The sequence below is a fragment of the Paenibacillus cellulosilyticus genome, assembly GCF_003182255.1.
GTDB lineage: Bacteria > Bacillota > Bacilli > Paenibacillales > Paenibacillaceae > Paenibacillus_T > Paenibacillus_T cellulosilyticus.
The window spans coordinates 123,352-148,393 of sequence record NZ_QGTQ01000014.1; the positions used below are offsets into that span (position 1 = coordinate 123,352).

The window sequence follows — 25,042 nt, forward strand, 5'->3', positions numbered from 1 at the left end:
ATAATCGGTTTCCGCCGCATTAAGCCCTTCTGCAACCGTTAGAATTCCATACGAAGCAAATACACCAGTTTAGTCGTTGTGGCAACCGCTAGCTTAACGCCAAAATACAAAAACCCAAGATGCAGCTGAACAATCGGCTGTTCCTTGGGTTTTTCGGTATTCATTCTAAGCCTGATGCTGCGCCCGCATCGCGGCCAGCTTGTCCTGCGTGCGCGCCACGGTACCGCCATCGACACGGATGTCGGTGCCTGTTATATACGAGCTGTCGCTGCTGCAGAGGAAGGCGACGGCGCCAGCGATTTCGCTGGATTCGCCTTCGCGGCGGAGCGGCGTGTTGTCCAGCAGCCATTTCATGCTATCGTTTGCTGCTGCCTCTTGGCGTCCCATTGGCGTATTGATCGTGCCCGGCGAGACGGAGACGATGCGAGCCCCTTTGAGCCCCCAATCCCAAGCCTGTTCCTCTACGATGAGATGAACGCCAAGCTTCGAAATACCGTAGGCTGCATCCGATCTTCCTTGCGTGAATACTTCGATGCGGTCGAGGAAATCGGGTGCAAGCGGGTGCTTGAGCAGATCGTTGTATGCTTCGTTGCGCGGGATAAAGTATGCCGACATCGATGAGATGCATACCGCGACGGAGCCAGGTACGGCATGCGGCAGGAATGCTCGCAGAATAAGTCCGGTTCCGACCATATTGACTTCCATCACGCGGCGTCCATCCGCCATCGTGGGAGATAGGCCGGCTGTATGAATGATTGCACCAAGCTCGCCTAGCTTGGCAGCAGAAGCGGCAAGTGCCTCAACCTGCTCTTCGTTCGTAATATCGACAACTTGGCCGGAGACATCTGTTATTCCCTCAGCAGCCAGCTCTGCGATCGCTTGATCCAATCGCTCAGCGCTTACGTCAGCAAGAAGCACCGTACCCTGCTTGCCGACACGTCGAGCAATTGCTTTGCCCATCCCACCGGAACCGCCTGTAATGACATATACTTTGCTCATTCGTTTTGCCTCCATTATCGTTTGTTGTTATCATGAAAGTGGTTACCTAGTAAGCATAGGCCGGCTGCCTAGCACGGTTCAAACGACAATCGCATCGAAAATGTCCATTCCGACAAGGAGGCATTCGCTGTATGACCGTTACCGATCGACATGAGTTGTCTGCACGATGGCTTATAACAGAAGCGTTTACTGCTCTGCTGTCTGCAATGCCCTTCGAGAAGATATCGGTGCACGCAATCGTTCATAAAGCGGGCATCAGCCGCTCGACTTTTTATTTGCATTATCAAGATAAATTCGATCTGCTTGAGCAGATGACAGAATCGATTACGGGTCAGCTTCTAGCTGTCTATGAGGCGAGAATGACGGAAGAACAACTGCAGACCGTCAAGGCTTATGAGGGACAAATCCCGATACCAGCCACGGTTATCATCTGTGACCATATACGCAACCATGAACGTTTCTATCGGAATCGGTTCCAGGATCCTCGTTTCACGAGCTGGTTGAATAATGAGCTGCTGGAGCGATTCCAGCGCATTTATGAGAATGACGCACAAGCCGCTTTCGCCGCAGGCGGAACGCTTGCCTATATGGGACGCTGGCTGCTGAATGGGTTGCCTGGCACCTCGCTTGAGAGCGCACAACAGCTGTGCAGGTTAGCTATGTTATCGCTGTCCGATGGACATGCGTGGAAAGAGCCAACAATCGATACGATGAAGGTCTAAAAAACAAATGGGGGAGCAGTTGAATGACGAAGCGAACGACAATCTTGATTGCAGATGACGAGACCGAAATTGCCGATCTCATCGCGATCCATCTAGGCAACGAGGGCTATCAGACGATTAAGGTGTTTGATGGCGAGTCGGCGGTCCGCGCCATACAATCGCAGCCGATCGATCTGGCGATACTCGATATTATGATGCCGAAGCTCGACGGGCACGAAGTGACGCGTATGATACGGGAGAAGTATGCGCTGCCGATTATTTTTCTAAGTGCGAAGACTTCTGATATGGACAAAATAACCGGACTCATTATCGGTGCCGACGATTATATGACTAAGCCGTTTAACCCGATGGAGCTGGTCGCCCGCGTGAAGGCGCAGCTGCGCCGCTCATCGATGCTGATGAATCAGCAGCCGCAGGGAGTCAGCCCCGTGCTCGAAGCGGGTGGGCTGAAGATTGACTCGGACAAGCGAATCGTTCTCGTCTACGGACGCAATGTCGAGTTGACGCCGAAGGAGTTCGACATTCTCCATCTGCTGGCGAGCCATCCGAATAAAGTGTTCAGTGCGGACAATCTTTTTGCCCAGGTATGGGGTGAATCGTACTTCGAAGGCGGCAACACCGTCATGGTGCATATCCGTACGCTGCGGAAGAAGCTTGGCGAGGATAAAGACCAGTTCATTAAGACGGTTTGGGGAGTAGGGTATAAGTTCAATGGATAGCATCTTCCGCAGCTTCCGAGCAAGAATGCTCATGTTATTCGGGCTGAGCATGTCATTATCGGGCCTAGTGACTTATATCCTCTATAAAATTCTCCAGTCCTATTACAATGATCGAATCCGCTACCCGGGAGATACGACTGTATTTTATCGGCAGATCATTGCGCATATTGGAGACTTCAATTTCTTCTTAATCGCCTTCATTCCGCTTGCGATTATGTTTTTTTTCTTGCTGACCAAGCGGTACGCTGCCTATTTTCGCACGATATCCGGTGGGATTCGCAGCCTTGCCGTCGGCGATTTCAACAACCGAATCGTACTGAATTCGGGTGACGAGTTCGAGACGATTGCCGATGATATCAACCGAGCAAGCGAACAGCTGAAGAAGGCGATCGAGCGCGGCGATTTTGCAGAGAGCAGCAAGGATCAGCTCGTGTTGAATTTGGCCCATGATTTACGTACACCACTCACCTCTGTACTCGGCTATCTAGATTTGCTGCTGAAGAATGATCAGTTAACCCCGGATCAATCACGGCATTACACGTCGATTGCGTACACGAAGTCGAAGCGGCTCGAGAGGCTGATCGAGGAGTTATTCGAGATTACTCGGATGAACTACGGCATGCTCACCATCGATAAACATCCGATCGACCTGAACGCACTGCTCAGCCAAATGACGGAAGAAATGTACCCTGTTTTTGATCAAAATAAGCTGACCGCTCGGCTCAATGTGCTTCCGAATACGGTCATCGAAGGGGATGGCGAGCTGCTTGCCCGTGTGTTCGAGAACCTGATGTCGAACGCAGCGCGTTATGGCAAGGACGGCCAGTTCGTTGACATAAGCTGCAGCCTTGAAGGCTCGGAAGCTGTTGTGCAGGTTGTTAATTATGGTCAGATTATTCCGGAGAATGAACTGCCACATCTGTTCGATATGTTCTATACTGGCGATCAATCTCGAACCCATCATGAGGGCAGTACAGGTCTTGGCCTCTTCATAGCGAGAAATATTGTGAAGCAGCATGGCGGGACGATAACGGCGGAGAGCAGCTGGGTTCGTACGGCATTTGAAGTTCGGCTGCCAAAGGCGTAGCATTTAAGAAAAATTTTAGATTTGCCCTTCTTCTTTCTTAAACATTTTCACTTAACCTTAAGGAACAGAAGGTTGAGGAGGAAATGCACGTGAAGAAGTGGGCTTTCATACTTGCTTGCTGCATGTTGTTACTGTCTGGCTGCACGAAGCATGCGCCAGCATCTTCCGAGGTGAAGATCGAATACCCGAAGGCGGAGGACGTATCCTATACGCAAACAGACTCGTCTATGCAAACGCTTCGGGTGCAGAAGGATCAAGTTTACCAAGGGAATCTCTTGCTTATCAATTCGGACTATTCCGTTCATCCCGAAGGCGTACAGACGGATATTGTTTCATTAATCGACCATACGGAACTCGTCAATGGCTTCGGCTTGCTCGATAATTCCATTGAGCTGTCTCAGCATGTTGTCGAGCAGTTCAGCAAGATGGTTGCGGCAGCAGCGCAGGATGAGGTGAACCATTTTGTCATCAGCAGCGGGTACCGGGATTTTGCGAAGCAGGAGCAGCTCTATCAGGAGAAAGGCGCTGACTACGCGCTGCCAGCAGGCAATAGCGAGCATAACCTGGGACTAGCGCTCGATATCGGCTCATCGCTCGAATCGATGGATCAGGCACCAGAAGGTAAGTGGCTGAAGGAGCACGCAGCTGACTATGGGTTTATTTTGCGCTATCCGGCGGATAAGACGAACATCACAGGAATTCAGTACGAGCCTTGGCATTTCCGCTATGTAGGTTTGCCGCACAGCAAAATTATGCAGAGCAACAATATGACGCTGGAAGAGTACTTGGACTGGCTGCATGAGCATAAGACGGTCTATGTGAACGTAGACGAGAAGCGGTACGAGATAACGTATAAGGATGTCCCGCGCGAGACCGCATTCCAGATTCCAGCCAATCATACGTATGAGCTGTCTGGTGACAATCAAGATGGGGTTATCGTAACGATCGAGCTTTAATACTGGACATTTATACATTAGAATTGTGCAATTAAAGTTGAGTTTTGACGCATTTTGGCCTATTATAGACGAGTTGCTAGTTTCGTTGTATACAAGAGAAATCATGTTGCTGACTAATGACCTTAGTCGGCTTTTTTATTTGATAAAGAGAAGGAGAACCAGTGAAACAGATGATTCAGAAAAAAAATAAATTAATGCTGTTATTGTCGCTTGGTGCTGTGTTGTTAAGCTGCATTGTTCATGTGCTTCAAAGGGGCTTCCAACTATTCGCAGACCACCATATGAGCGCGATGCAAATGGATTCCCTTACCCCCAATCCGATTGGCCTCAACATCATGCTGCTCATCCCAATTATTTTGTTGTTCTTGTGCGGCTATCTCTACATGCGAATTCGCAAGGATCATCCTTATATCCCAGTTCTTATCTCACTTGTTCTAACCTTCAGCAGCATCTCAATTATTGCCGGCAGCGGCGGCTCTGTAGAGTTTCATTTCTCGATCTTTATGGTGATCGCAACGGTGGCTTATTACGAGAGCATTGGGCTCATCTTATTGATGACTGTACTGTTCGCGGTACAGCATATTGCTGGATTTTATATGTTCCCGTCGTTGGTATACGGCATGTCTGCTACATACATGATGCTCATCATTCATGGGGGGTTCCTCGTTCTGACGTCTGCGGCTACTTCATTGCAGATCCGATCGAAGCTTAAGATTACACAAGAACTCGAGACGGATCGAGCGGAGAAGGAGAAACAGCTTGTTGCGGTGCTGGAGCGAGTGAAGCGGCTGACGGACCAGCTTGAGCAGACCTCGGCGACGGTTGCGGAGAAGTCGAATACGACAATCGAGATGAATGAAGAGATGAATACATCGTTCAAAGAGGTTGCGGTTGGCTTGAAGACACAACGCGAGTCGGTAAGCAGCATTGAGCACAACTTGCATGATATTAACAATCGCATTGTCCAAACGGCCTATTCGTCGGAGGAAATTAGGAGCAGCGCCGCACAGACTGGTGCGATCGTGACCGATAATGATCAACAAATGAAGGTATTGTTCGAACAAATTGTTCTCGTCGCACAATCTATCGAGACCGCTACAGCGACCATTACGTCACTTTATGAATCGTCACAGAAGGTCGAAGGCATCATCGCAACCGTTCAGGAGGTTGCAAATCAGACGCATCTGCTTGCATTGAACGCAGCGATTGAAGCTGCACGTGCAGGCGAACAAGGCAAAGGATTCGCTGTTGTTGCAGCCGAAATCCGCAAGCTGGCGGAACGGAGCGGGGATGCGACGAGAGAAGTGCAGTCCATTTTGTCCTTGATTCGTGAGGAGAGCCTGTCCTCGGTCGAACAAATTGAGAAGGGCCAAGAAGCAACCGATCTATCGGTTATCCGAGCGAAAGAAACGATTGCTGGCTTCGAGCGGATGAATGAAGACCTGAAGCATATGATCAAGCTCGTTCATCACTTGGATGGGTCGATCCAATCGATCCAGTCTGCGTCTATTGAGATAGCCGGTGAGATCAGCAACATTAACGCCATTACCCAGCAAAGTGCTGCTGCGGTAGAGGATTTGTTCAAGGTTAGCGAGACACAGATGAGCAGCTCGAAGGAAGTGGACGACGAGATCGTTCAACTGAAGGAGATTTCGCAGTCGTTGTATAAGCAGTTCTCAGCATAAGCCGATGAAGGCAGACTTGTGGTGGTCGATGAAACCATGAGTCTGCCTTTGTTGTGTTATAGAATACCGAATAAGGAAATGAGATAGATGGATTATATGAATATTTTCGCTATTCAATCGACCGTGAAATATTCATAATTGTAGGATGGGTGGATGACTGGGTCATGTCTAATAGGGAAAACGCCTCAAATGAAAGAGGTTCAATATTTTTTTGCTTTTCGACAATGATCATCATAAGAGCAGTCTAGAGCCACTTGAAGAAAATGGCTTTACTTAACCCGAATATAATCCATTAACGCTTCGATCCTTCTCTGGCATGGGGGATGCACAAACCTTCTTTTTCCGATATCATGTATCTGTGAAAGCGGTTAAACGATTTATCATTCGTAGAAGAGGAGTGTTCATTGTCGTGACATTATAGTCGACTAATGATTAGAGTTGTCATTATCGATATATATTTCATGATGTGTATAAGTATGTTCTTCCTGTGTTAATATATTAATACAACTATTAATGATATGGGTTTCATAGTTGTGATAGTTCTGTTATCATGGTTACAAGACAAATATCCTAAGGATGGGTAAGCAGTATGGTGAAGAATACAACCATATACGATATTGCGAGAGAAGCGGAAGTGTCCGTCTCGACTGTGTCGCGTGTGCTGAACGATACAGCGCCGGTAAAAGCCAGCACAAGAGACAAGATCATGAAGGTGATCGAGAAGCATAAGTTCCAGCCAAATGCACTAGCAAGAAGCTTGATCAAGAAAGAAACAGGTACGATTGCGATGATCGTTCCCGATATAACGAACCCGTTTTTCCCGGAAGTGTTTTATGGGGCGAATCAGGAAGCACGAGATAAAGGCTATACGTTCTTCTTGTGCAACACATCTGGTGACGATGATCGGGAATCCGAATATTTGACCATTCTGCGAGAGAAACGGGTCGACGGCATTATCTTCATTGGCGGCCGCATCAATCTGGCGAATTGTCCGTCGGAGCTGGTCCAAGAAGTACTGGAAGCAGCGGAAACGATCCCGGTTGTGCTCGTGAACGGCAATCTAGCTAAAACAAAGTTCCATCGGGTATATAGCGATGAGGCGGTTGGTGCTGCGCTCGCGACACAGCATTTGATCGATCTTGGACATCGGGACATTGCTTTCATCGGCGGCTTGGATTTCATGACAACAACGATCCAGAAGGTGAAGGCGGTCAAGAAGAAGCTTGAGGATCATGACCTGACGCTGCGGAAAGAGTGGATTATTTACGGAGAATTCTCTATCCAGGCTGGACGCGATCTGATGAACAAGCTGCTGGACGACAGTGAACACCGGCCGACTGCGGTTTTGTGTGTGAATGATTTTACGGCGATTGGCGCGATTAAGGCGGCTTCCGATCGCGGCTTGCGTATACCGGAGGATATCTCTATCGTGGGATTCGACGATTCTCCATTATCAACGGCTGTCATTCCAGAGCTGACGACTGTTACACAGAACACGCATGAGCTGGGCAAATATGCAGTTGAGCGGATCTATCAAATTAACAATGCCATGCCGACAAAACGGACGACGGTGCTGACGCCTGAGCTGATTGTGCGCCAGAGCAGTGGGCCGGCACCAAAGAAATAAATGCACAATAGTGTGATGAAACCCTTTGAATCCAATTCTTCTTAATGGGAAGACACGATTCGAAGGGTTTTTTGTATCCATACAGGCTTGATTAAGTTTATGCGCGCAACAAAGTAGGCTGGTTTTTCTGTTGAGAATGAAACCAACTTTTTAGTTTTCGACTTTCTCAGCATGTACCTCGTTGACGGTTTTCTTATATCATGGCTTCCTCAGTTGTTCTTCGATTCCCATTTACCGAATGATCATAATTCCTTTAAATCCTTATGCAGCAACGGTTTATGCCTACTTTTGAGTTGTTCCTAATTTTTATGTATGCGTTTTCAAAGCTGTTCCAGATCCTGTATTGACAGTTTATACAAGGCGGAGCTATAATGGCCTCAGATTAATGAAACCCATTTCATGAAATAGATTTCACTGCATTTTCATGCGAATCCTAACCGATGAGGTGGTACGCTTGATCAACTCAGTAAACATGGAGCCTGTCGTACAATGGACACCGAATAGCGTATCCATCCAAGGGAAGTCTGTTATTCTATTCAGTGCTTCCTTATTTTATTTCCGTATCCCACGCGAGCTGTGGAGGGAACGGCTTTCGCAAGTGAAGGCTTATGGTTATAACTGTATCGATGTGTATTTCCCTTGGAACTATCATGAGCTTCGTGAGGGAGAATGGGATTTCAGTGGACAGCGCAATGTAGAGGAATTCCTGGAGGCAGCAAGAGATGAGGGACTATGGGTCATTGCGAGACCTGGTCCGTATATTTGCTCCGAATGGGATGGCGGTGCGCTGCCAGCTTACTTGCTGGCGAAGGATGACATGAAGATTCGTCAGAATGATCCCGCCTTTCTCAAACAGGTGTCACGTTGGTTTGATCAGATCATGCCACTTTTGTCACGCTTCCAGCTAGGGATAGACGGTACAATAATCGCCGTTCAGCTGGATAACGAGTTAGATTTCTTTGATTGCAAAGACCCGCAAGGATATATGGCAGCCATGAGAGACATGTCGTTGGCAGCGGGAGTAACCGTGCCGCTGATTGCATGCGCTGGTCAAGGCGGACTGATTGAAGCAACAGGCTTAACGGAAGGTGTCGTACCGACCTGTAACTTTTATCCGAACGATCGAGACCCGATCTTCGAGCAGAAGGTTCATAGCTTCCGCAGCACCCTTGCTGGAATGGGCTATCCGCTGCTCGTAACAGAGACGAATCGCTCGCATTACTTGCTTCGAAGGCTGTTATCAGCCGGAGCAAAGCTGTTGGGACCTTACCTGCAAGTGTCGGGAACGGACTTCGGATTTACGAATGCGACGAATAATTGGGGCAGGCCGCTTGCTTTTATGACATCGGATTACGATTTCGGCGGGATGATTTCGCCCGAAGGCATCGTACGAGGCGAAGCGTATGAAGGCAGGCTGCTGACTCGTGTCATTGGTACATATGGAGAATCGATCGCACAGGCAGAAGCGGTGATCGAATCTGATTGGGAACTGGCAGACGAGCCGACACAGGTATTCGGACCGCAAGAGCTGAAGCTGCATGATGGTGGCAGCCTGCTATTCGTAACGAATGGCGAGAATGCTGCGAAGCGAATCCAGCTTCGTTATCGCAATAACGAAGCATCGGCAGCATTGAATCCGCTATCATTGTCATCGGGTCGCTCCATTATTATCCCGGTTGATCTGCCGCTTGAACGCTGGGGAATTGAAGGCAAAATAGTCTTCGCTGGTGCTGAGCTGTTTCATGCTGAAACCAACGAACAGAAGACGGTGCTCCTGTTCCATCAAGATGCAGAGAGTGAGATTGTGCTGGAACTTGAAGGCTGCACAATCGACAAGAAGCTGCAAGCAGAGGTTGTGTTGGATCAAGATCGACTGCACCTCAAGCTCAAGCCTACCGAACAAGAGGACGCGCAAGTTTTTATCACCCTGACGGATGGGCGTCAATTGATTCTCGTTCAAACCACATTGTTGAAAGCGTTATATATGAGACAGTATACGTTCGAGGGCGGACTCGTTATCGAGCAGCCGGCAGCATCGCCGCTCGAAGGGGAACCGGTAATCGGGCAGCAGTGGCAGCTTGCACAATTCGACCCCGCGATTTCAATGGTTGCGGACGAGAACGCCGGTGCAATTGTGCGAATGAAAGGCGCGATTGATTACTTAGAGAAGGTCGGCATTTACCGTGGTTTCGCATGGTATGAAGGTCATGTCGCAATGACGAAACAACGGAATTCGCAAGGTTTGTTGATTCGGCAGGGCAGCGATATCGTATCGCTTTATGCTGATGGAGAGTATGCCGGGACGGCAGTGCCTGCGGGCAGCAGCTGGTACATCCCATTTGCGTCGCCAAAATCCGTGTCCGCGATTACAGCGAAGGCGGAAATTTGGGGCCATTCGAATTTCGATGATGCAAGACTTCCTGGTCTTCGGCTTCATTCGCTTAAAGGCTTGCAAGGAATTGCAGCCGTTCTAAGAGCAGTCGACATTACGCAGAACTGGCGTGTACATCGATTACAGGATCGGTCATTCGAGCAACAATGGGCGGAACCATTCGATGATAGCCTGTGGCCGATGGCAGGCTTCGGCGGATGGATGTCGCCAGACAATCCGGTTCGTGAAGTATATCGGAGAACCCATACAACGGATGCGGATGCGAATCGCTTCATTGTGCATCTGGACGGGTTTCAAGGAAAAGCGGTATGGTTCGTCAATGGTAGAGTAGCTGGCGAATTGCATGCATACGATCCATTCTTGGATATCACCTCCCTCGTAAAGCCGGGCGAACAATTGCAGCTTACGGTACTGTTGGAGCATCCGCTTGGCGCGAGAACAGGAAAGGTTAACGTCTACGAAGCAGTGGATGCGGATAGCTGGACCATATCCGGTGCGGAAGAAGGGCTGCTGATACATGCGCAGAGTCATCGAGACGCAGCCGTCACAGTACAATTGCCTTTATCGCTCAATAGCGGCGATGCGGCATGGCTTTATGGAACGATTGCCAATTCGCAGAATGGCCGCGGATGGCGGGTTCGCGTGGATGGGCAAAGCTTGAAAATGACGGTATTCCATAACGAAACGATCGTAAGCAGATTATGGCTGAAGGGCGGAACGCAGCGACCGGTGCTCACGGGTGGCGATGCTAGCTCGATCTACTTGCCGGGACCATGGTTCGGTGACGATGGTGCGGAGATCTCTATTCTGTTGGAAGCTGTCGACCGCCAGGAACAGGGACAATTGAAAGCGTTACAATTCATAGCGCTGTAACAGCTGCTATATGGCACCGAGTGTGTATTTAAGAGCCCGCTCGTTTTTTTACAAGCGTTATGAAACCCATTTCATGCAACCGGTTTCTATGAATTTCGACATCATTCCTCGACAAGCTGAACCGAACAAAATTTCGATCCGTCGTCCTTCGCCAAAATTCTAATGGATACAGCAGCGCTTAATGGGCGGATATCACGGCTATCGGAGTTCTAACGGTTGCTATGAAGGCTAATGAGACTAAATTGGTCGATTTGAAGCAGCGATCAATGTTATAAGCCCGATGGCAACCGTTAACTCCCGGAAGCATACGTTTGAGGCTGAATTAGCGCTATAGCAACCGTTAGGCGGTACCGGCGTTCGAAAGTTAGAGTCAGAGTCAAACGCATCTTGAACGTTAGGGTGAAACTTATCTAATGGTGAAACTTATCTAATGGTGAAACTTATCTAATCTAGATCATTAAAAGCATCTAATTAGCTTTTGTGAAAGCGGTATCATGCAGCTGTTGGCAGGGTTAGGGGGAACTACATGTTTGTCCGTAAGAAAAGAGTCATTATTCCCATCGTGTTCTTGCTTCTATGTCTCGTTATTAGTTCTTTCGTGTATCGGTCGGTTTGGCAGCGTGATACGGGATCCAATGATGAGGGTGGCGATGTCGTGGGGGATACGATCCAGCTTAATTACGACAAGACGTATCAGAAGATCGATGGCTTTGGAGCCTCGGGCGCCTGGTGGGCACAGGATGTTGGCGGCTGGGATAACATAAGCGACATTATGGATTTGCTGTATGACAGCAAGAAAGGCATCGGGCTCAACATTTATCGGTACAACATCGGAGCCGGACAGCCTACGGTGACAGATGATCCATGGCGCAGCACACAGTCGGTTGAGGTATCGCCAGGTGTGTACGATCTTAGCCGAGATAAGAATGCGATCAACGCGATGAAAGAAGCGGTCAAGCGCGGAGCTTCCGTCGAATTGTTCGCCAACAGCCCGCCGGCAAGGCTGACGAAATCCGGTTATTCCTCGGGCGACCCGAACGGATTGTCCAATCTGCCGACAGAGAACGAGGAAGCATTCGCCACTTATCTAGTTGATATAACGGAGCTGTTCCTGAAAGAAGGCATTCCAGTCACCTATCTGAGCCCGATCAATGAGCCGCAGTGGGATTGGAAGAGCGGACAGGAAGGTAATCACTACGAGCCCGAGCAGGTAATCAGCCTATCGAGAAAAGTCGCACTGGAGCTGCAGAAACGAGATCTTCCCGTGAAGCTGCTCATCGCTGAGTCAGGTACATGGAACGATCCGAATTACACGCTTACGATGTACAAGCGAATTATGGATGACGAAGTACTGTCGAAGTCGATTGATTCGTACGCCGTGCACTCCTATTGGGCAAGCGAACGAGATAAGCGGATTGCAGCCGAGTATTTCGAACAATTCGATGATATGCTCCCGCTGTATCAGACCGAGTGGTGCGAGATGGTGAACGGCGGCGCCGCCACATTGGATGCAGCATTAGTGCTCGCGAAGACGATCCACGAGGATATGACGATTTTGAACGTATCGACGTGGGAGCAGTGGCTGGCAGTAGCCAAAGGAGACTACCGAGATGGACTTGTGTATGTGAATGAGTCGACTCGTGAGTTTGGTGCGGCGAAGCGAATGTGGAGCTTCGGCAATTATGCGAAGTTTATCAAGCCAGGCTATCAACGGATTCAAACTGACAATGAGGACAGCGATGTACTTGTGTCCGCATATGTCAGTCCGGATAAGAAGAAGACAGTCATCGTAGCGATCAACCAGAGCTTACAGGAGAAGCCAGTTAACTTCGGCGAGCTGAAAGGAAACAAAGCTTCGATCTACGAGACTTCGAATAACGCAGACCTTGCGCTTGTGAAGGAGGTGAAAGGACTGAAGCACTACGTGCTTCCGGCGGAGTCGGTAACAACCTTTGAGATTCAAACAACGGGCTTTTTCGAAGGGATTCTAGGGTAGTCAAGTTGGCATGATCTAAAGAGGTAGTACTAAAAGGGAGGATCAACAATGTCAGTAAAACTGAGAAAGTTTCTATCGATATCGATCATTCTTGCATTCTGCGTCGTCATTCTTGGCGCGTGCAGCAGCTCGAACAATGAAACCTCGTCGACGGAACCACAGAAAGAAACGACCGACGACAAGGCTAATACGGATGATACAGCAACAAAACCTACAGGTGAACCAACGACAATCGTATTTGGTACCCACTGGCAAGCGGGCGACGACCCGACATGGAAGGACCCTGTCACGGGCAAATCGGGCATGGCGCCGGATCAGCTGCTTGCAAGAACGAAAGCGCAAGAGGCTGTTCTGAAAGAACTCAACGTGCAAATTAAATGGGTGCAATATCCGGGCGACGTTCGTGAATCACTCTTGAAATCGGTACTCGCTAACGCGCCGATTGTTGACGTGGCATTGCTGTGGGGCGGCTCGCAAGGTACGCTGATCGGCCAGAACATTTTCCAATCCCTTGATGAATATAAGGACATCTTCAGCGATGAGGACAACTCCTGGATGTTCGGTGACCCGATGTTCGGCCACACGTACTTCCTGAACTACATTCTTGATTTCGTTAATCAATGGCCGCTCGTGTACAACGCAACTTACCTCGATAAGGTCGATGCGCTGAAAGAAAACGGCCAGACGGTTTATCCAGTCGATCTGTGGAAGCAAGGCAAATGGACTTGGTCCGCGTTCGAGGACTATCTGAAGAAAGTTAACGAGTACTACGCAAACAAGAAATCGCCTGTAAGAACGGATGTCCCAATCAAAGCATTCGAAACGGACTACCGCTATACGGCATTGCAAGCGATTCACTCGAACGGTGGCGCTGTTTATGGTGCGAATGGTCTGACGGCTGATGCTCCTGAAGCGAAGAAAGCCGTTGAATATATTGATAGTCTGATTTCCAAGAAGCTGATGATGTCCGTTCGTTATGGCGATGACACTTCCGTGCCAGGCTGGACTTGGAACGGCAGCGACTTCGGTAACGGTGAGTCGGTCTTCACGAACATGGTGCCATGGCTCTCCAACGGCGCTGGTCAATCGCTCGCAGCGCGCGGCGAATCGATGGGTGTTGTACCATTCCCAAGACCAGATGACATTCCGGCAGATGATGCACGTTATGAGCAGCTCGTAACCCCAGGTAACCAATTCGCGGTTCTGAAGGGCGTATCGAAAGAGAAAACAGAGCTCGCGTTGAAAGCGTACCAAATCTACTGGTCGACAGTTTACAAAACACTTTCAAGCAGCGACAAAGCGCTTGACTTCTTCACGAAGCAAGCGAAGATGACAGCTGTAAACTATGGCTTCGACGTAACGAACGAGAAGATTGGTCAAGGGATTATGGAAGGCTTCACGGGCATTGCAGGCAGCAAGCCGAACGAGTACTCGGGTATTATGCCATGGTCGAACTTGTGGACGGATACGATTCTCGGCAACTCGCTCTACGGTTTGAATGGCTCGCCGAAATATGGCGGCGCAATTGATGCACAGAAAGGTCAAATCCTTGACGTGATCAGCGCGACAGAGAAAGCGCTTAGCACGGATAAAACGGTCGACAACATGCCGCCAAGCTTCGCGCTTGTTGGCAAAGCGATCGCAATCGCAGCAGGCACAGATCCAGCTACTGTGAAGTGGGATACGCTTCTGAAGGCAACGGACGGTATCGACGGCGATATTCCATTCGCCAATGTGAAGGTTGATACGAGCGGTATTACGAAGGATAAAGTCGGTAAGTACGACAACGGCGTTGTCCTGACCGCTAAGGACGCAGCAGGCAACGAAGGCAAAGGTACCTTCGCAGTTATCGTCTTCGATGCGAAGAACACGACAGCTCCAACGATCACGGCGAAGGAAGGCTACCGCACAATTAAAGTAAACGAAGATGCATCGAAAGTTAACTGGGGCAGCGATTTCGTCGAGCAAGCAGTTGACAAAGACGGCTTTGATTTGAAAGGCAATGTTACGGCGGATATTGGCAGCCTCGACGTTACGACGGCTGGCGAATACGACGTTAAGCTTACGGTAACGGACTACGCGGGCAACAAAGCGGATCTGACAATCAAGGTTAAAGTTGAGAAGTAAGCTCCCGTTATAAAGCAGCAGATAAGGTCCTAACTGCAAATCGTCTACAGGCGGTAGGTGCTATGAAGGCTTTCATAGCACCTATCAGCTATAAGAGGTTATTCAAAAAGTCCGCTTTTGAAGCATCACAGGAAGCATATCGGCATCGAATCTTGAATGAAGCAACGACTTCCGGTTCTCGCGTAGCGCATCACTACGCTCCGATCCTCATTCCTTGCAGTCATTCAACCTTCTCGGTGCTGAAAACCGAACTTTTTGAACACGCAATATAACGGAGGTTCATGGTAATGATCAAGAAGAAGAGAATGTTAGTTGGCAGTGTGCTGATCATCATCATCGCATTGGTCATACTCATACCTTCGCTGCGTTCAGGCGGCGCCAAGACGGCGAGTGCATCGCAGTCGGAGAACAATGAGGACTACGTTGAAGAATCCTACAGCCAATATCTCACTGACGCGGGGTATTCGGGCCAGATGGCTTCTTCGGAAGTGAAAGTGGATCTATTGTCGTATCAGACGACGGACGGCATGACCGCGAGTGTAGAGAATGGCGCGGTTCAAACTGGCGATACCGGCACGATTACGTGGAATGTCTCTGTGCAGGAAGCGGGCTTTTACAACATGGCCATCACTTATTTGCCCGTAGTAGGTACGAACTCGAAAATCGAGCGAAAGCTGACCATTGATCATGAAAGCTTGTATACCGGCCTCACTCAATTGATCTTCAACAAATTATGGGACAATAGCGGCGGCACGCCGATTGTGAATAAAAACGGCAATGAAATCCTGCCTGTATCTGTAGAGAAGCCTGAGCTTACAACGGTCTATTTGAAGGATTCACGTCGCAGAAGCCTGGAGCCATATAAGTTCTACTTAAGCGCTGGCACGCACACGATCTCCTTTGAGTCCGTTAAGGAGCCAGTCGTGATCAGCGACATTACGTTCAAAGCGGCCGAGGCAGTTAAGCCGTATGCGGAAGTCCTGAAGGAATGGGAGTCGCAATATAAAGTGTATGACGGTGACAATCTACTCTATCAGGCAGAGCGTACCGATGAGCATACGATCGATATCGAGAAGTCGTCCGTCGACATCCTGATGACGACGGATTACAGCAATTCCAACACCGTTCCTTATCATCCTTACAAAATCAAGCTGAACACTATCGGCGGCTCCAACTGGCGGACCCCTGGCGACTTCCTGCAATGGACAATCGACGTTCCAGAGGAAGGATTGTACCGGCTATCCTTCCGAGGGGAGCAGAATACGAACCGCGGTGTTATGTCTTATCGGCAGTTGAAGGTAAACGGCGAGGTTCCGTTCGAGGAAGCGATGGCGATTCCATTCGCCTTCCATTCTGGCTTCGTGAACTATGTACTGGAGAACGGCGAAGACGAGCTGCTTCTTCATCTTAAGAAAGGGCAGAACACGATCTCGCTGGAAGTTGTCCTCGGCGATTTCGCAATGCCGCTGTCCGAAGTCGAGAAGAGCGTCTTGGCGCTTAATGAACTGTATCGCAAGACCGTCCAAATTACCGGCCTTGTACCAGACAAATACATCGACTACGAAATTACGACGAAGATTCCGAATTACGTGGAAACGCTCACAACCGAAAGCGATCGTCTGAAGAAGGTCGTTGATGAACTCGTTCGCATCACGGGCGAGAAAGGCGAGAAAACGGCTATGGTCGAGAAGATGCAGGTACAGGCTGAGCGGCTGAGCCGTAAGCCAGACAGCGTTATCAGCGAGCTGTCAACCTTGCAGAACAATATCTCGTCCTTGGGTACGTGGATCACATCGATCTCCGAGATGCCGCTTCAGTTGGACAGCTTCACGCTATCCGCACCGGGAGCGAAGCTGCCGAAGGCGAAGCCGAACTTTTTCGTGAAAAGCTATTATGGCACGGTTCGATTCTTGTCCACCTTCTTCGTTGATGAAACGAAAATGACCGAAACGAACGACAATAAAGCGCTCAAAGTATGGATCTCAGCTGGACGCGACCAAGCTCAAATTATTCGGAACTTGATCGATCAGGGCTTCACGGCAAATTCGAACATTGCCGTCGATCTGCAGCTGATCCCTGAGGATGTTATTCTGCCAGCAACACTCGCAGGCAATGGGCCTGACGTCGCTTTAGCAGTACCGCAAGCGACGGTTATCAACTTCGCGATGCGGAACGCGCTGGTCGATCTGTCGAAGCTGGACGGCTTTGAGGAGCTGAAGGCGAAGTTCACCGATAGTGCGATGCGAACCGTAGGCTACCAGAATGGGACGTACGGCCTTCCTGAGCAGCAAACGTTCATGATGATGTTCTATCGCGCAGATATTCTCAATCAATTGGGGCTGAAGCCTCCGACAACTTGGGATGAAGTCGAGAGTCTGATCTCGATTCTGCATGCGAACAACTACGATTTCTATATGCCAGGCCAGGCATTGTATCCTTCGCTCGTTTATCAATACGGAGGAGATTTGTATCAGGGCAGTGGCAACGATTACGGCCTTCAAACGGGATTAACGAATGACAACGCGATGACGGCCTTCAACCGACTGACTCGTTTCTTCACAAGCAACCGTCTGCCTGTGTCTGCGGACTTCTCGAACCGTTTCCGTACAGGCGAAATGCCAGTAGGTATTGCACCTTATACGACGTACAACCAGCTTGAAGTATTCGCACCAGAAATTCGCGGATTATGGTCGTTCGCCCCGCTGCCAGGTGTTCCTAATGAAGATGGCACGGTGAACCATCAGGCTACTGCCGAGACGATCGATAGCATTCTGATGAATGCGTCGGACAATAAGGAAGCGGGCTGGAAGTTTATTCAGTGGTGGCTGAGCACGGATACGCAGGCGCAATATGCGAAGTCGCTGGAGTCCGTCATTGGCGCGGCTGCACGTTATCCGACAGCGAATCTTGAGGTGTTGAAGCAGTTGCCATGGGCTAGCAAAGATTCCAAGCAAATTATTCAGCAGTTCAACGATACGGTAGGTATCCCTGAAGTGCCGGGCGGCTATATGACGACGCGGGCAATCGACTATGCATTCCGTGCCGTCGTCACAAGCGGTCTCAATCCGCGGGAAACGCTCTATTTGAACAGCAAGCAGATTGACAAGGAGCTTACGAAGAAACGTAAGGAATTCCATTTGTCATATTTGGACCAGAATCAATTGAAAGAGGAGCAATAGGCGAATGCAGACGAGTCGACAAGTAAAGACAAGTAACGGCGTCAGAAGGTCGCCTATGCAGGTCTGGAAAGAGCATAAAGGCAAGTACTTGCTCATCCTGCCGTTCGCGATTTTATTCCTGGTGTTTACAATCATCCCTGTATTCACTTCGATCGTTATTAGCTTCACTTCCTTTAACATGTTGGAGCCGCCCGTGTTCATCGGGCTGCGCAACTATATCAACCTGACCGTGAATGACGATGTCTTCTTGATCGCGGTGAAGAACACCTTGTTCTTCGCCCTCATCACCGGTCCGATCAGTTACCTGATGTGCTTCGTGTTCTCGTGGCTCATTAACGAGCTGTCGCCGAAGGTTCGCGCGGTCATGACGCTGGTGTTCTACGCACCTTCGATCTCCGGCAACGCCTACATGATCTGGAAGCTGATTTTCTCTTCCGATATGTATGGTTACGCCAACGCGTGGCTGCTGAAGCTAGGTTTCATCAGCGAGCCGATCCTATTCTTCGATAAGAAGGAATATGTATTCCCGATTCTCGTACTCGTACAGCTCTGGCTCAGTCTTGGCGTCAGCTTCCTGGCGTTCATCGCAGGCTTGCAGAACGTAGACAAATCGCTGTATGAGGCGGGACAGATTGACGGTATTCGCAACCGTTGGCAGGAGCTGTGGTTCATTACGCTTCCGTCGATGCGTCCGCAGCTGTTGTTCGGTGCAGTCATGCAAATAACCGCCTCATTGTCGGTATCCCAAATCTCAATCGAGCTTGCGGGCTTCCCATCGGTCGAATATTCAGGCCATACGATTCTGACGCACTTGCACGACTACGGCTTCATTCGTCATGAGATGGGCTATGCATCAGCGATCGCAACAGTGCTGTTCTTCATCATGGTGTTTACCAACATCATCGTCCAGAAAGTTCTGAGAAGGGTAGGTGCCTAGGGTGAACAGCCTTCCATTAGCTATTAAGAAAGTGTATATGTCCAGGAAGTTCAAGCGGCGAAACAGGAGCATGTTCGGAGACGCTTCGCTGACGTTGTTTCTAGGCCTATTCGGATTATTCAGCGTCTGGCCGCTTGTCTTCATCATTAATAACGCGTTCAAACCATTGAACGAAATCTTTATTTTCCCGCCGAAGCTGTTCGTGCAAAGCCCGACGCTGACGAACTTCCAAGACTTGTTCATCATTATCGGCAACTCTTGGATCCCGATGTCGCGCTATCTATTCAACACCGTGTTTCTAACGGCAGCGGGTACGCTGAGCAGTGTCATTATCGGTTCGATGGCAGCCTTCCCGCTGGCGAAGTACGTATTCCCGGGCTCGAAGACGATGTCCAAAATGATCGTGTACTCGCTTATGTTCAACGGTACGGTAACCGCGCTGCCGAACTACGTCATCATGTCGAAGCTGCATCTCATTGATACGTATTGGGCTGTTATTTTGCCAGCCGCAGCTTCAACCTTGGGTCTGTTCCTCATGCAGAACTTCATGGTGCAAATTCCGGATGCGTTGATCGAAGCGGCGAAGATGGACGGCGCTAATGAGCTCACGATCTTCTGGAAAGTGATGATGCCACTCTCGAAATCAGCATGGATCACGCTGATTATTCTGTCCTTCCAGAACCTATGGGGGACAACAGGCGGCGGCTTTATTTACACCGAGAAACTCAAGCCGATCAGCTACGCATTATCGCAAATTGTTAATGCGGGCGTAGCGAGGACCGGGGTTGCCTCTGCCGTTACGCTCATTATGCTGATCGTGCCGATTGTCGTCTTCGTTATTTCGCAGAGCAATGTCATTTCGACGATGGCAACGTCTGGCATTAAAGAATAAAGATCAATTCACAATCGGAAAGGAAGGCCCAACAGCTATGAAATATAAATGGGCTGCTATTCTCGCCTTCATTCTTGTCATGATGCTTCCATCCGCCAACGCGTTTGCTGCCAATACATTCGAGCGCAATTATACGTACGATTACTGGTGGAATGCGCAGAAAAGTCTACCGGCGTTCGAGCTTGTGAATCTCATCGATGGAAGCAGTATGGGGGATATCCCGCTCGGCAGTGTTGATGACGTCTATGTAAGCTCGAACCGCATCTTCCTTGCCGATTCGACGGAAAGCCGCATTGATGTGTTCGATATGAATCTGAAGCTGCTCATATCGATCAAGCTCGTGCGAGACGACGCGGGGAAGATCATGGTCAACCCTGAGACGAATCAACAGCTAATGCTCAATAAGCCGGAAGGTGTGTATCTCAGCGAGACATCTAACGAGCTCTTCATCGCAGATACGGAGGCAGGGCGGATCGTCGTTCTCGACGGAAGCACCTATGCTTACCGTCGGACGATTGAGAAGCCTGCGAATATGGTAGGCGTCACACAGTTTAAGCCTTCCAAGATCGTCGTCGACAAGGACGGACAGATCAGTGTCGTTGTCCAAGGCAGCTACGAGGGCATCATTCAATTGAATCACGATGGAACGTTTGCCCGCTACTTTGGCTTGAATAACCCGAGAGTTAATCTGGTGGACTACTTCTGGAAATCGATTGCTTCCAATCAACAGAAGGAGAAGATGAAGAAAATATTCGCACCGTCATTCAACAACTTGACGTTTGATTCGGAAGGCCTTATCTACGCCACGACCTTTGACGCTTCCGCGAAAAATAAAGTTTTCCGCTTCAACTCCAAGGGTGAGAACGTGCTGCTGCAGAACGGCTTCGCCCGCGTTATCGGTGACCTTACATTTGGGTGGAATAGTCAAGAAAGCCAATTCGTTGATGTAGCGGTATCGGACTATGGCGTATACGCCTTGCTCGATAAGACCATGGGAAGGGTGTTTCTCTACAATTTCGACGGAGACTTAATGAATATTTTCGGAGGCTCCGGCAACTTGAAGGGAGACTTGAAGGAACCGACGGCAATTGCGTGGGCTGGCGACCGATTGATCGTGACGGATAAGACGTTCAGCGTCGCATATTTGTTCCAGCCTACCGAGTTCGGTCAAGCTGCACTGGATGCCGAGAAGCAATATTACAACGGCAAGTGGGAAGCAGCCAGCGAGGAATATGAGAAGACGCTTCATTTGAATTCGAACTATGACATCGCTTATACAGGCGTCGGCCGAAACTACCTGATGCAGGATATGTACGAAGATGCGATGTACTACTTCGAGTTAGGCAACAGCCGGGGCTACTATTCCAAGGCGTATAACGGATACCGCAACTTGTTCATCCAGCACAACTTCATGTGGCTGATCATACCATTTGTGCTTGTCGCTTTCGCCTTATTCTATTCCGAGTACCGATACAACAAGAGAAACGGATAGATTCATATCTTTAAGAAGTTGCGTACTTTAATGGAAAGGATGGGGTTACTCCGATATGGCCAGTATGCTTGAAGATGGCAAATATATGTTCCATGTAATGCTGCATCCATTCGACGGGTTCTATGCGGTCAAGAATGTAAGAAAAAGAAGCTATACGCTTCCTACGCTCATCATGCTGATCTGCGGCATTACGGGTATTTTAAGCTATCAATATACCGGATTTATATTGAATTACAATCCGCTGTTTGCGATGAACAGCATCATGATATTCGTCACGACCTTGGCTCCGTTCCTGTTGTTTCTTCTTAGCAACTGGAGCGTAACTACCCTGTTCGATGGGAACGGGACAATGGGCGATATCTATATGGTCATGACGTATGCACTCGTGCCGAAGCTCCTATTTGACATTGTCGGCATTATTCTAAGCAATACGATCATTCAGGAAGAGGCGGCGCTGCTCCATTCATTCGTCGTGATCGGAACGGTATGGTTCTATTTCTTACTATTCTGCGGTTTGTGCGTCATTCACGAATATTCGCCATTAACGAACATCGTCACGCTAATCGTTACGTTCATCTCCGCAATCATGATTGTTTTCCTGGCTATGCTGTACTTCATGCTGGTCAGCAAGGTAATCGGATTCGTGTATACCGTAATCATTGAATGGATGAAAAGGTGATGCCAAGATGCTAAATAGCTTACAAGGAACGGCACTACGCCGGATTAGAAATATCGGGTATAGAGAGATCGCCATCGCAGCCATTGTCGTCGTCCTCATCGTGGCGGGCTGGTATGCACCTTCGGTGTTTAAGCATTGGAGCATCAACAAGCAAGAGGCGCCTGTCGTCGCAAGGGATGGCTTGTCGCCAGTGGCTGGCAAGATCGAGCCCCAATCAGGTGAAGTTCTGCTGGCTGACAGCAATCAGAAGCAGCTTTACATCGACACGACGACCCTGAACCTTCGAGTCGTGGATACAGCTGCCGGCACGGAGTGGAACAGTCTGTATCTTGGAGAGAACGGCGGCGATATGGAGAAGTCGCCGCTCGTCATCAAGTTTCTAGGTAAAGACGGCACGATGAATGAGTGGGACGCGTTCAAGTATACGATTCAGAACGGCAGATATACGCTGAATCAGATCGAGAACGGCGTTCAGATCGTGTTCGATTTCTTCGAGACGGAATCGTATCGGCTGAACGAGTATATGCCGACGAAGATTTCAGAAGAGAACTATAAGAAAGAGTTCGTTGATCCTATCAATGATGGGCTGCTGAATGGCACAATCAGCATGGTCGACGCGCAGCGATATAATGATGCGTTGTCTATCACCTATCAACTCGATCAGGATAATGGCTTGTACTTCAACAAGTTCTCGGGCCTTCCACCGACATCGCTCGTGAAGGACTTGATCAATTTGTCGAAGGCGGTTGGTTATACGACGGAGATGCTGATGGCGGACAGCCAGCAGTACGGCATTCAAGTAACGATCACGGAGCCTGCTAAATTCGTCATTACAATGGAAGCGACGCTGGACAACGGCGACCTCGTCGTCAAGGTACCCACTTATGAAATCACGGGCGGCAACGAATTTTATACGCTGCAAAATATTGCGGTGCTGCCATCGTTCGGGCTGACATCGGCTGAGCAAGTGGACGATGGATACATTCTCGTGCCAGACGGCTCGGGTGCTTTGTTCAAATTGAATACGTTTAATGGCAGATTCCCAGAGTATGAGCGGCCAGTTTATAACAACACGTACTATGACAAGCTGTATGACATTCCAGAATTCCCTGAGAATCTGACGATGCCGGTGTTCGGTATGTATGATACCGATCAGGCTGGCAAGTCCCAAGGCTACATGGGCATTATCGACTCGGGTGCGGAGCTTGGCTTGATTAAGGTACAGCTCGGTACGAAGGACACTTCGACCGGCGGTACGCTGTACAACAAGGTGTTCAGTTCACTCGATACGATGCAGTATTCGCGCGTGAAGGTGTTCGGGCCTTACAGCGACAACGATGCACGGTTCTTGGCTACGACTGGCCTGATCAACGTTGATTATGCCGTTCGATATAAGCTGTTTAGTGGCAGCGTCTCGTATTACGACATGGCGAAGAGCTACCAGCAGTATTTGATCGACAAGTATGACCTGAAGCCGAACTTCGATACGACACCGAAGCTGTTCCTCGATGTTATTGGAACGGTTACGCTCGATAAACGATTCCTTGGTGTTCCGTATTCGAAGCCTTATTCGATGACGAAATACGATCAATTGCTGTCGATCATGAACGACCTGCAGGACGTCAACAAGGTTGTGAACTACAAGGGCTTCTTCAATGGAGGCTTGAACAACACGATCTCGAACAAGGCGGACTTGACAGGCGCGAACGGCAGCCGCAAGCAGTTGAATGCATTGATGGACTATTTTAAGCAAAATAGCTCCAGCCAGCTGTTCCTCAATGCCGACCTGATGCGAGTATCCGATACGAGCGATGGCTTCTGGCTGAAGTCGAACGCGCTGCATGGCTATGACGGCAAGCCGCTCGCCATCCAGAAGTACGATCTCGCACAAGGGGTCTTCAGTTCGAGTGGAACGAAGCAGTATTTGCTCAATCCATTGTACCTGACCGATACGGTGAACAAGTTCATCAAGGACTCGGATGACTATCCGAATATTGCCGTCAATGACATGGGCTCCACCTATTACGGCAACTACAATCCGCGAGATATTATCGATCCGGTCGTGTCCAATGCCATCGTCGAAGATAATCTGAAGAAGCTGTCAGAGAGCAAAACGATTGCGCTGGACAATCCGAATATGGATGCCATTCGTTACGGCCAGTATGCAGAGAACATCTCGAGAGAGAGCAGTGATTACGGCACGATGTACAGCTCCATCCCGTTCCGTCAACTCGTTATGAACGGACTGACGGAGTACACGACGCTGAATGTGAACATGTCGGGCGATCGCAGCAGCTACTACCTGCTGCAAGCGCTGGAGCTGGGCAGCATACCGAAGTTTACGATTAGCGCTGAGAACGTCGACGTGCTGAAAAACTCAGAATACAGCGATTATTTCTCCATTCAGTATTCAGCCATTAAGGATGGTATTAAGTCTCTGTATTCCGATTACAGCAAGGGGCTCGAAGCGATTGGCTCAAAGGAGATCGTAGGCCATCAGATGCTGGCGAAAAATGTGTTCGAGACCACCTACGCTTCCGGATCGACGGTTATCGTCAACTACAATAAGTACGCCGTTACGGCTGCAGGCCATCAACTGGATGCGCTAGGCTACTTCATCGAGTCCAAACATTAATCGAATGCTTACGAAGCAAGCAATTTTGCTTGCAGGAAGTAGCAC

16 protein-coding genes are annotated in these 25,042 nt (G+C 49.4%); 15 read left to right on the forward strand and 1 reads right to left on the reverse strand.

Annotated elements, in window-relative coordinates; genetic code table 11:
• Positions 1 to 165: 165 nt before the first annotated feature.
• Positions 166 to 999, reverse strand: coding sequence for an SDR family oxidoreductase (locus tag DFQ01_RS17885; RefSeq protein WP_174812588.1), 834 nt, complete (start codon positions 997 to 999; stop codon positions 166 to 168).
• A gap of 131 nt (positions 1,000 to 1,130) precedes the next feature.
• On the opposite strand from DFQ01_RS17885, the gene DFQ01_RS17890 reads away from it, so the two are divergent.
• The 15 genes from DFQ01_RS17890 (at position 1,131) to DFQ01_RS17960 (ending at position 24,997) form a co-directional block, all read left to right on the forward strand.
• Positions 1,131 to 1,721, forward strand: coding sequence for a TetR/AcrR family transcriptional regulator (locus DFQ01_RS17890; protein ID WP_110045268.1), 591 nt, complete (start codon positions 1,131 to 1,133; stop codon positions 1,719 to 1,721).
• Between the two features lie 23 nt (positions 1,722 to 1,744).
• On the forward strand, positions 1,745 to 2,440 hold the full coding sequence (locus DFQ01_RS17895; RefSeq protein ID WP_110045269.1) for a response regulator transcription factor: 696 nt from the start codon (positions 1,745 to 1,747) through the stop codon (positions 2,438 to 2,440).
• Positions 2,433 to 3,527 (forward strand): sensor histidine kinase, encoded by a 1,095-nt coding sequence (locus DFQ01_RS17900; RefSeq protein WP_110045270.1) that lies wholly within the window; start codon positions 2,433 to 2,435, stop codon positions 3,525 to 3,527. The genes DFQ01_RS17895 and DFQ01_RS17900 overlap by 8 nt, the downstream gene beginning before the upstream one ends.
• 89 nt (positions 3,528 to 3,616) lie before the next feature.
• Positions 3,617 to 4,483: a M15 family metallopeptidase gene (locus DFQ01_RS17905; protein WP_342769998.1), complete on the forward strand. Its 867-nt coding sequence runs from the start codon at positions 3,617 to 3,619 to the stop codon at positions 4,481 to 4,483.
• Positions 4,484 to 4,653: 170 nt separating this feature from the next.
• Positions 4,654 to 6,168 carry a methyl-accepting chemotaxis protein gene (locus tag DFQ01_RS17910; protein WP_110045272.1) on the forward strand — a complete coding sequence of 505 codons (1,515 nt, stop codon included), beginning with the start codon at positions 4,654 to 4,656 and terminating at the stop codon, positions 6,166 to 6,168.
• Between the two features lie 592 nt (positions 6,169 to 6,760).
• Complete coding sequence (locus DFQ01_RS17915; protein WP_110045290.1) at positions 6,761 to 7,795, forward strand: LacI family DNA-binding transcriptional regulator; 1,035 nt, start codon at positions 6,761 to 6,763, stop codon at positions 7,793 to 7,795.
• Positions 7,796 to 8,249: 454 nt separating this feature from the next.
• Positions 8,250 to 11,060 carry a beta-galactosidase gene (locus DFQ01_RS17920; protein ID WP_174812590.1) on the forward strand — a complete coding sequence of 937 codons (2,811 nt, stop codon included), beginning with the start codon at positions 8,250 to 8,252 and terminating at the stop codon, positions 11,058 to 11,060.
• Positions 11,061 to 11,586: 526 nt separating this feature from the next.
• The gene (locus DFQ01_RS17925; RefSeq protein ID WP_110045274.1) at positions 11,587 to 13,056 is read left to right on the forward strand and encodes a glycoside hydrolase family 30 protein; all 1,470 of its coding nucleotides are present in this window, start codon (positions 11,587 to 11,589) and stop codon (positions 13,054 to 13,056) included.
• Between the two features lie 48 nt (positions 13,057 to 13,104).
• Positions 13,105 to 15,183, forward strand: a complete 2,079-nt coding sequence (locus DFQ01_RS17930) for a hypothetical protein (protein WP_110045275.1) — start codon at positions 13,105 to 13,107, stop codon at positions 15,181 to 15,183.
• A 287-nt stretch (positions 15,184 to 15,470) separates the two neighbouring features.
• Positions 15,471 to 18,362, forward strand: a complete 2,892-nt coding sequence (locus DFQ01_RS17935; protein ID WP_174812591.1) for an extracellular solute-binding protein — start codon at positions 15,471 to 15,473, stop codon at positions 18,360 to 18,362.
• A 55-nt stretch (positions 18,363 to 18,417) separates the two neighbouring features.
• Positions 18,418 to 19,299 carry a carbohydrate ABC transporter permease gene (locus DFQ01_RS17940; protein WP_245946778.1) on the forward strand — a complete coding sequence of 294 codons (882 nt, stop codon included), beginning with the start codon at positions 18,418 to 18,420 and terminating at the stop codon, positions 19,297 to 19,299.
• A 70-nt stretch (positions 19,300 to 19,369) separates the two neighbouring features.
• The gene (locus tag DFQ01_RS17945; protein WP_245946769.1) at positions 19,370 to 20,191 is read left to right on the forward strand and encodes a carbohydrate ABC transporter permease; all 822 of its coding nucleotides are present in this window, start codon (positions 19,370 to 19,372) and stop codon (positions 20,189 to 20,191) included.
• Between the two features lie 37 nt (positions 20,192 to 20,228).
• Positions 20,229 to 21,683, forward strand: a complete 1,455-nt coding sequence (locus DFQ01_RS17950; protein WP_110045278.1) for an NHL repeat-containing protein — start codon at positions 20,229 to 20,231, stop codon at positions 21,681 to 21,683.
• Positions 21,684 to 21,738: 55 nt separating this feature from the next.
• A complete protein-coding gene (locus tag DFQ01_RS17955; protein WP_110045279.1) occupies positions 21,739 to 22,362 on the forward strand; it encodes a YIP1 family protein in 624 nt (207 codons plus the stop codon).
• 7 nt (positions 22,363 to 22,369) lie between these two features.
• Entirely contained in the window at positions 22,370 to 24,997 is a 2,628-nt protein-coding gene (locus DFQ01_RS17960; protein WP_110045280.1) for a DUF5696 domain-containing protein, read from the forward strand.
• The last annotated feature ends 45 nt before the right edge of the window (positions 24,998 to 25,042 follow it).

What these genes read in the sequence shown, in the direction of transcription:
- DFQ01_RS17940 (WP_245946778.1), top strand. Translation starts at nt 18,418, where the DNA reads ATGCAGGTCTGGAAAGAGCATAAAGGCAAGTACTTGCTCATCCTGCCG.
- DFQ01_RS17910 (WP_110045272.1), top strand. Translation starts at nt 4,654, where the DNA reads ATGATTCAGAAAAAAAATAAATTAATGCTGTTATTGTCGCTTGGTGCT.
- DFQ01_RS17950 (WP_110045278.1), top strand. Translation starts at nt 20,229, where the DNA reads ATGAAATATAAATGGGCTGCTATTCTCGCCTTCATTCTTGTCATGATG.
- DFQ01_RS17960 (WP_110045280.1), top strand. Translation starts at nt 22,370, where the DNA reads ATGCTAAATAGCTTACAAGGAACGGCACTACGCCGGATTAGAAATATC.
- DFQ01_RS17885 (WP_174812588.1), bottom strand. Translation starts at nt 999, where the DNA reads ATGAGCAAAGTATATGTCATTACAGGCGGTTCCGGTGGGATGGGCAAA.
- DFQ01_RS17900 (WP_110045270.1), top strand. Translation starts at nt 2,433, where the DNA reads ATGGATAGCATCTTCCGCAGCTTCCGAGCAAGAATGCTCATGTTATTC.
- DFQ01_RS17930 (WP_110045275.1), top strand. Translation starts at nt 13,105, where the DNA reads ATGTCAGTAAAACTGAGAAAGTTTCTATCGATATCGATCATTCTTGCA.
- DFQ01_RS17895 (WP_110045269.1), top strand. Translation starts at nt 1,745, where the DNA reads ATGACGAAGCGAACGACAATCTTGATTGCAGATGACGAGACCGAAATT.
- DFQ01_RS17890 (WP_110045268.1), top strand. Translation starts at nt 1,131, where the DNA reads ATGACCGTTACCGATCGACATGAGTTGTCTGCACGATGGCTTATAACA.
- DFQ01_RS17925 (WP_110045274.1), top strand. Translation starts at nt 11,587, where the DNA reads ATGTTTGTCCGTAAGAAAAGAGTCATTATTCCCATCGTGTTCTTGCTT.
- DFQ01_RS17955 (WP_110045279.1), top strand. Translation starts at nt 21,739, where the DNA reads ATGGCCAGTATGCTTGAAGATGGCAAATATATGTTCCATGTAATGCTG.
- DFQ01_RS17935 (WP_174812591.1), top strand. Translation starts at nt 15,471, where the DNA reads ATGATCAAGAAGAAGAGAATGTTAGTTGGCAGTGTGCTGATCATCATC.
- DFQ01_RS17945 (WP_245946769.1), top strand. Translation starts at nt 19,370, where the DNA reads ATGTTCGGAGACGCTTCGCTGACGTTGTTTCTAGGCCTATTCGGATTA.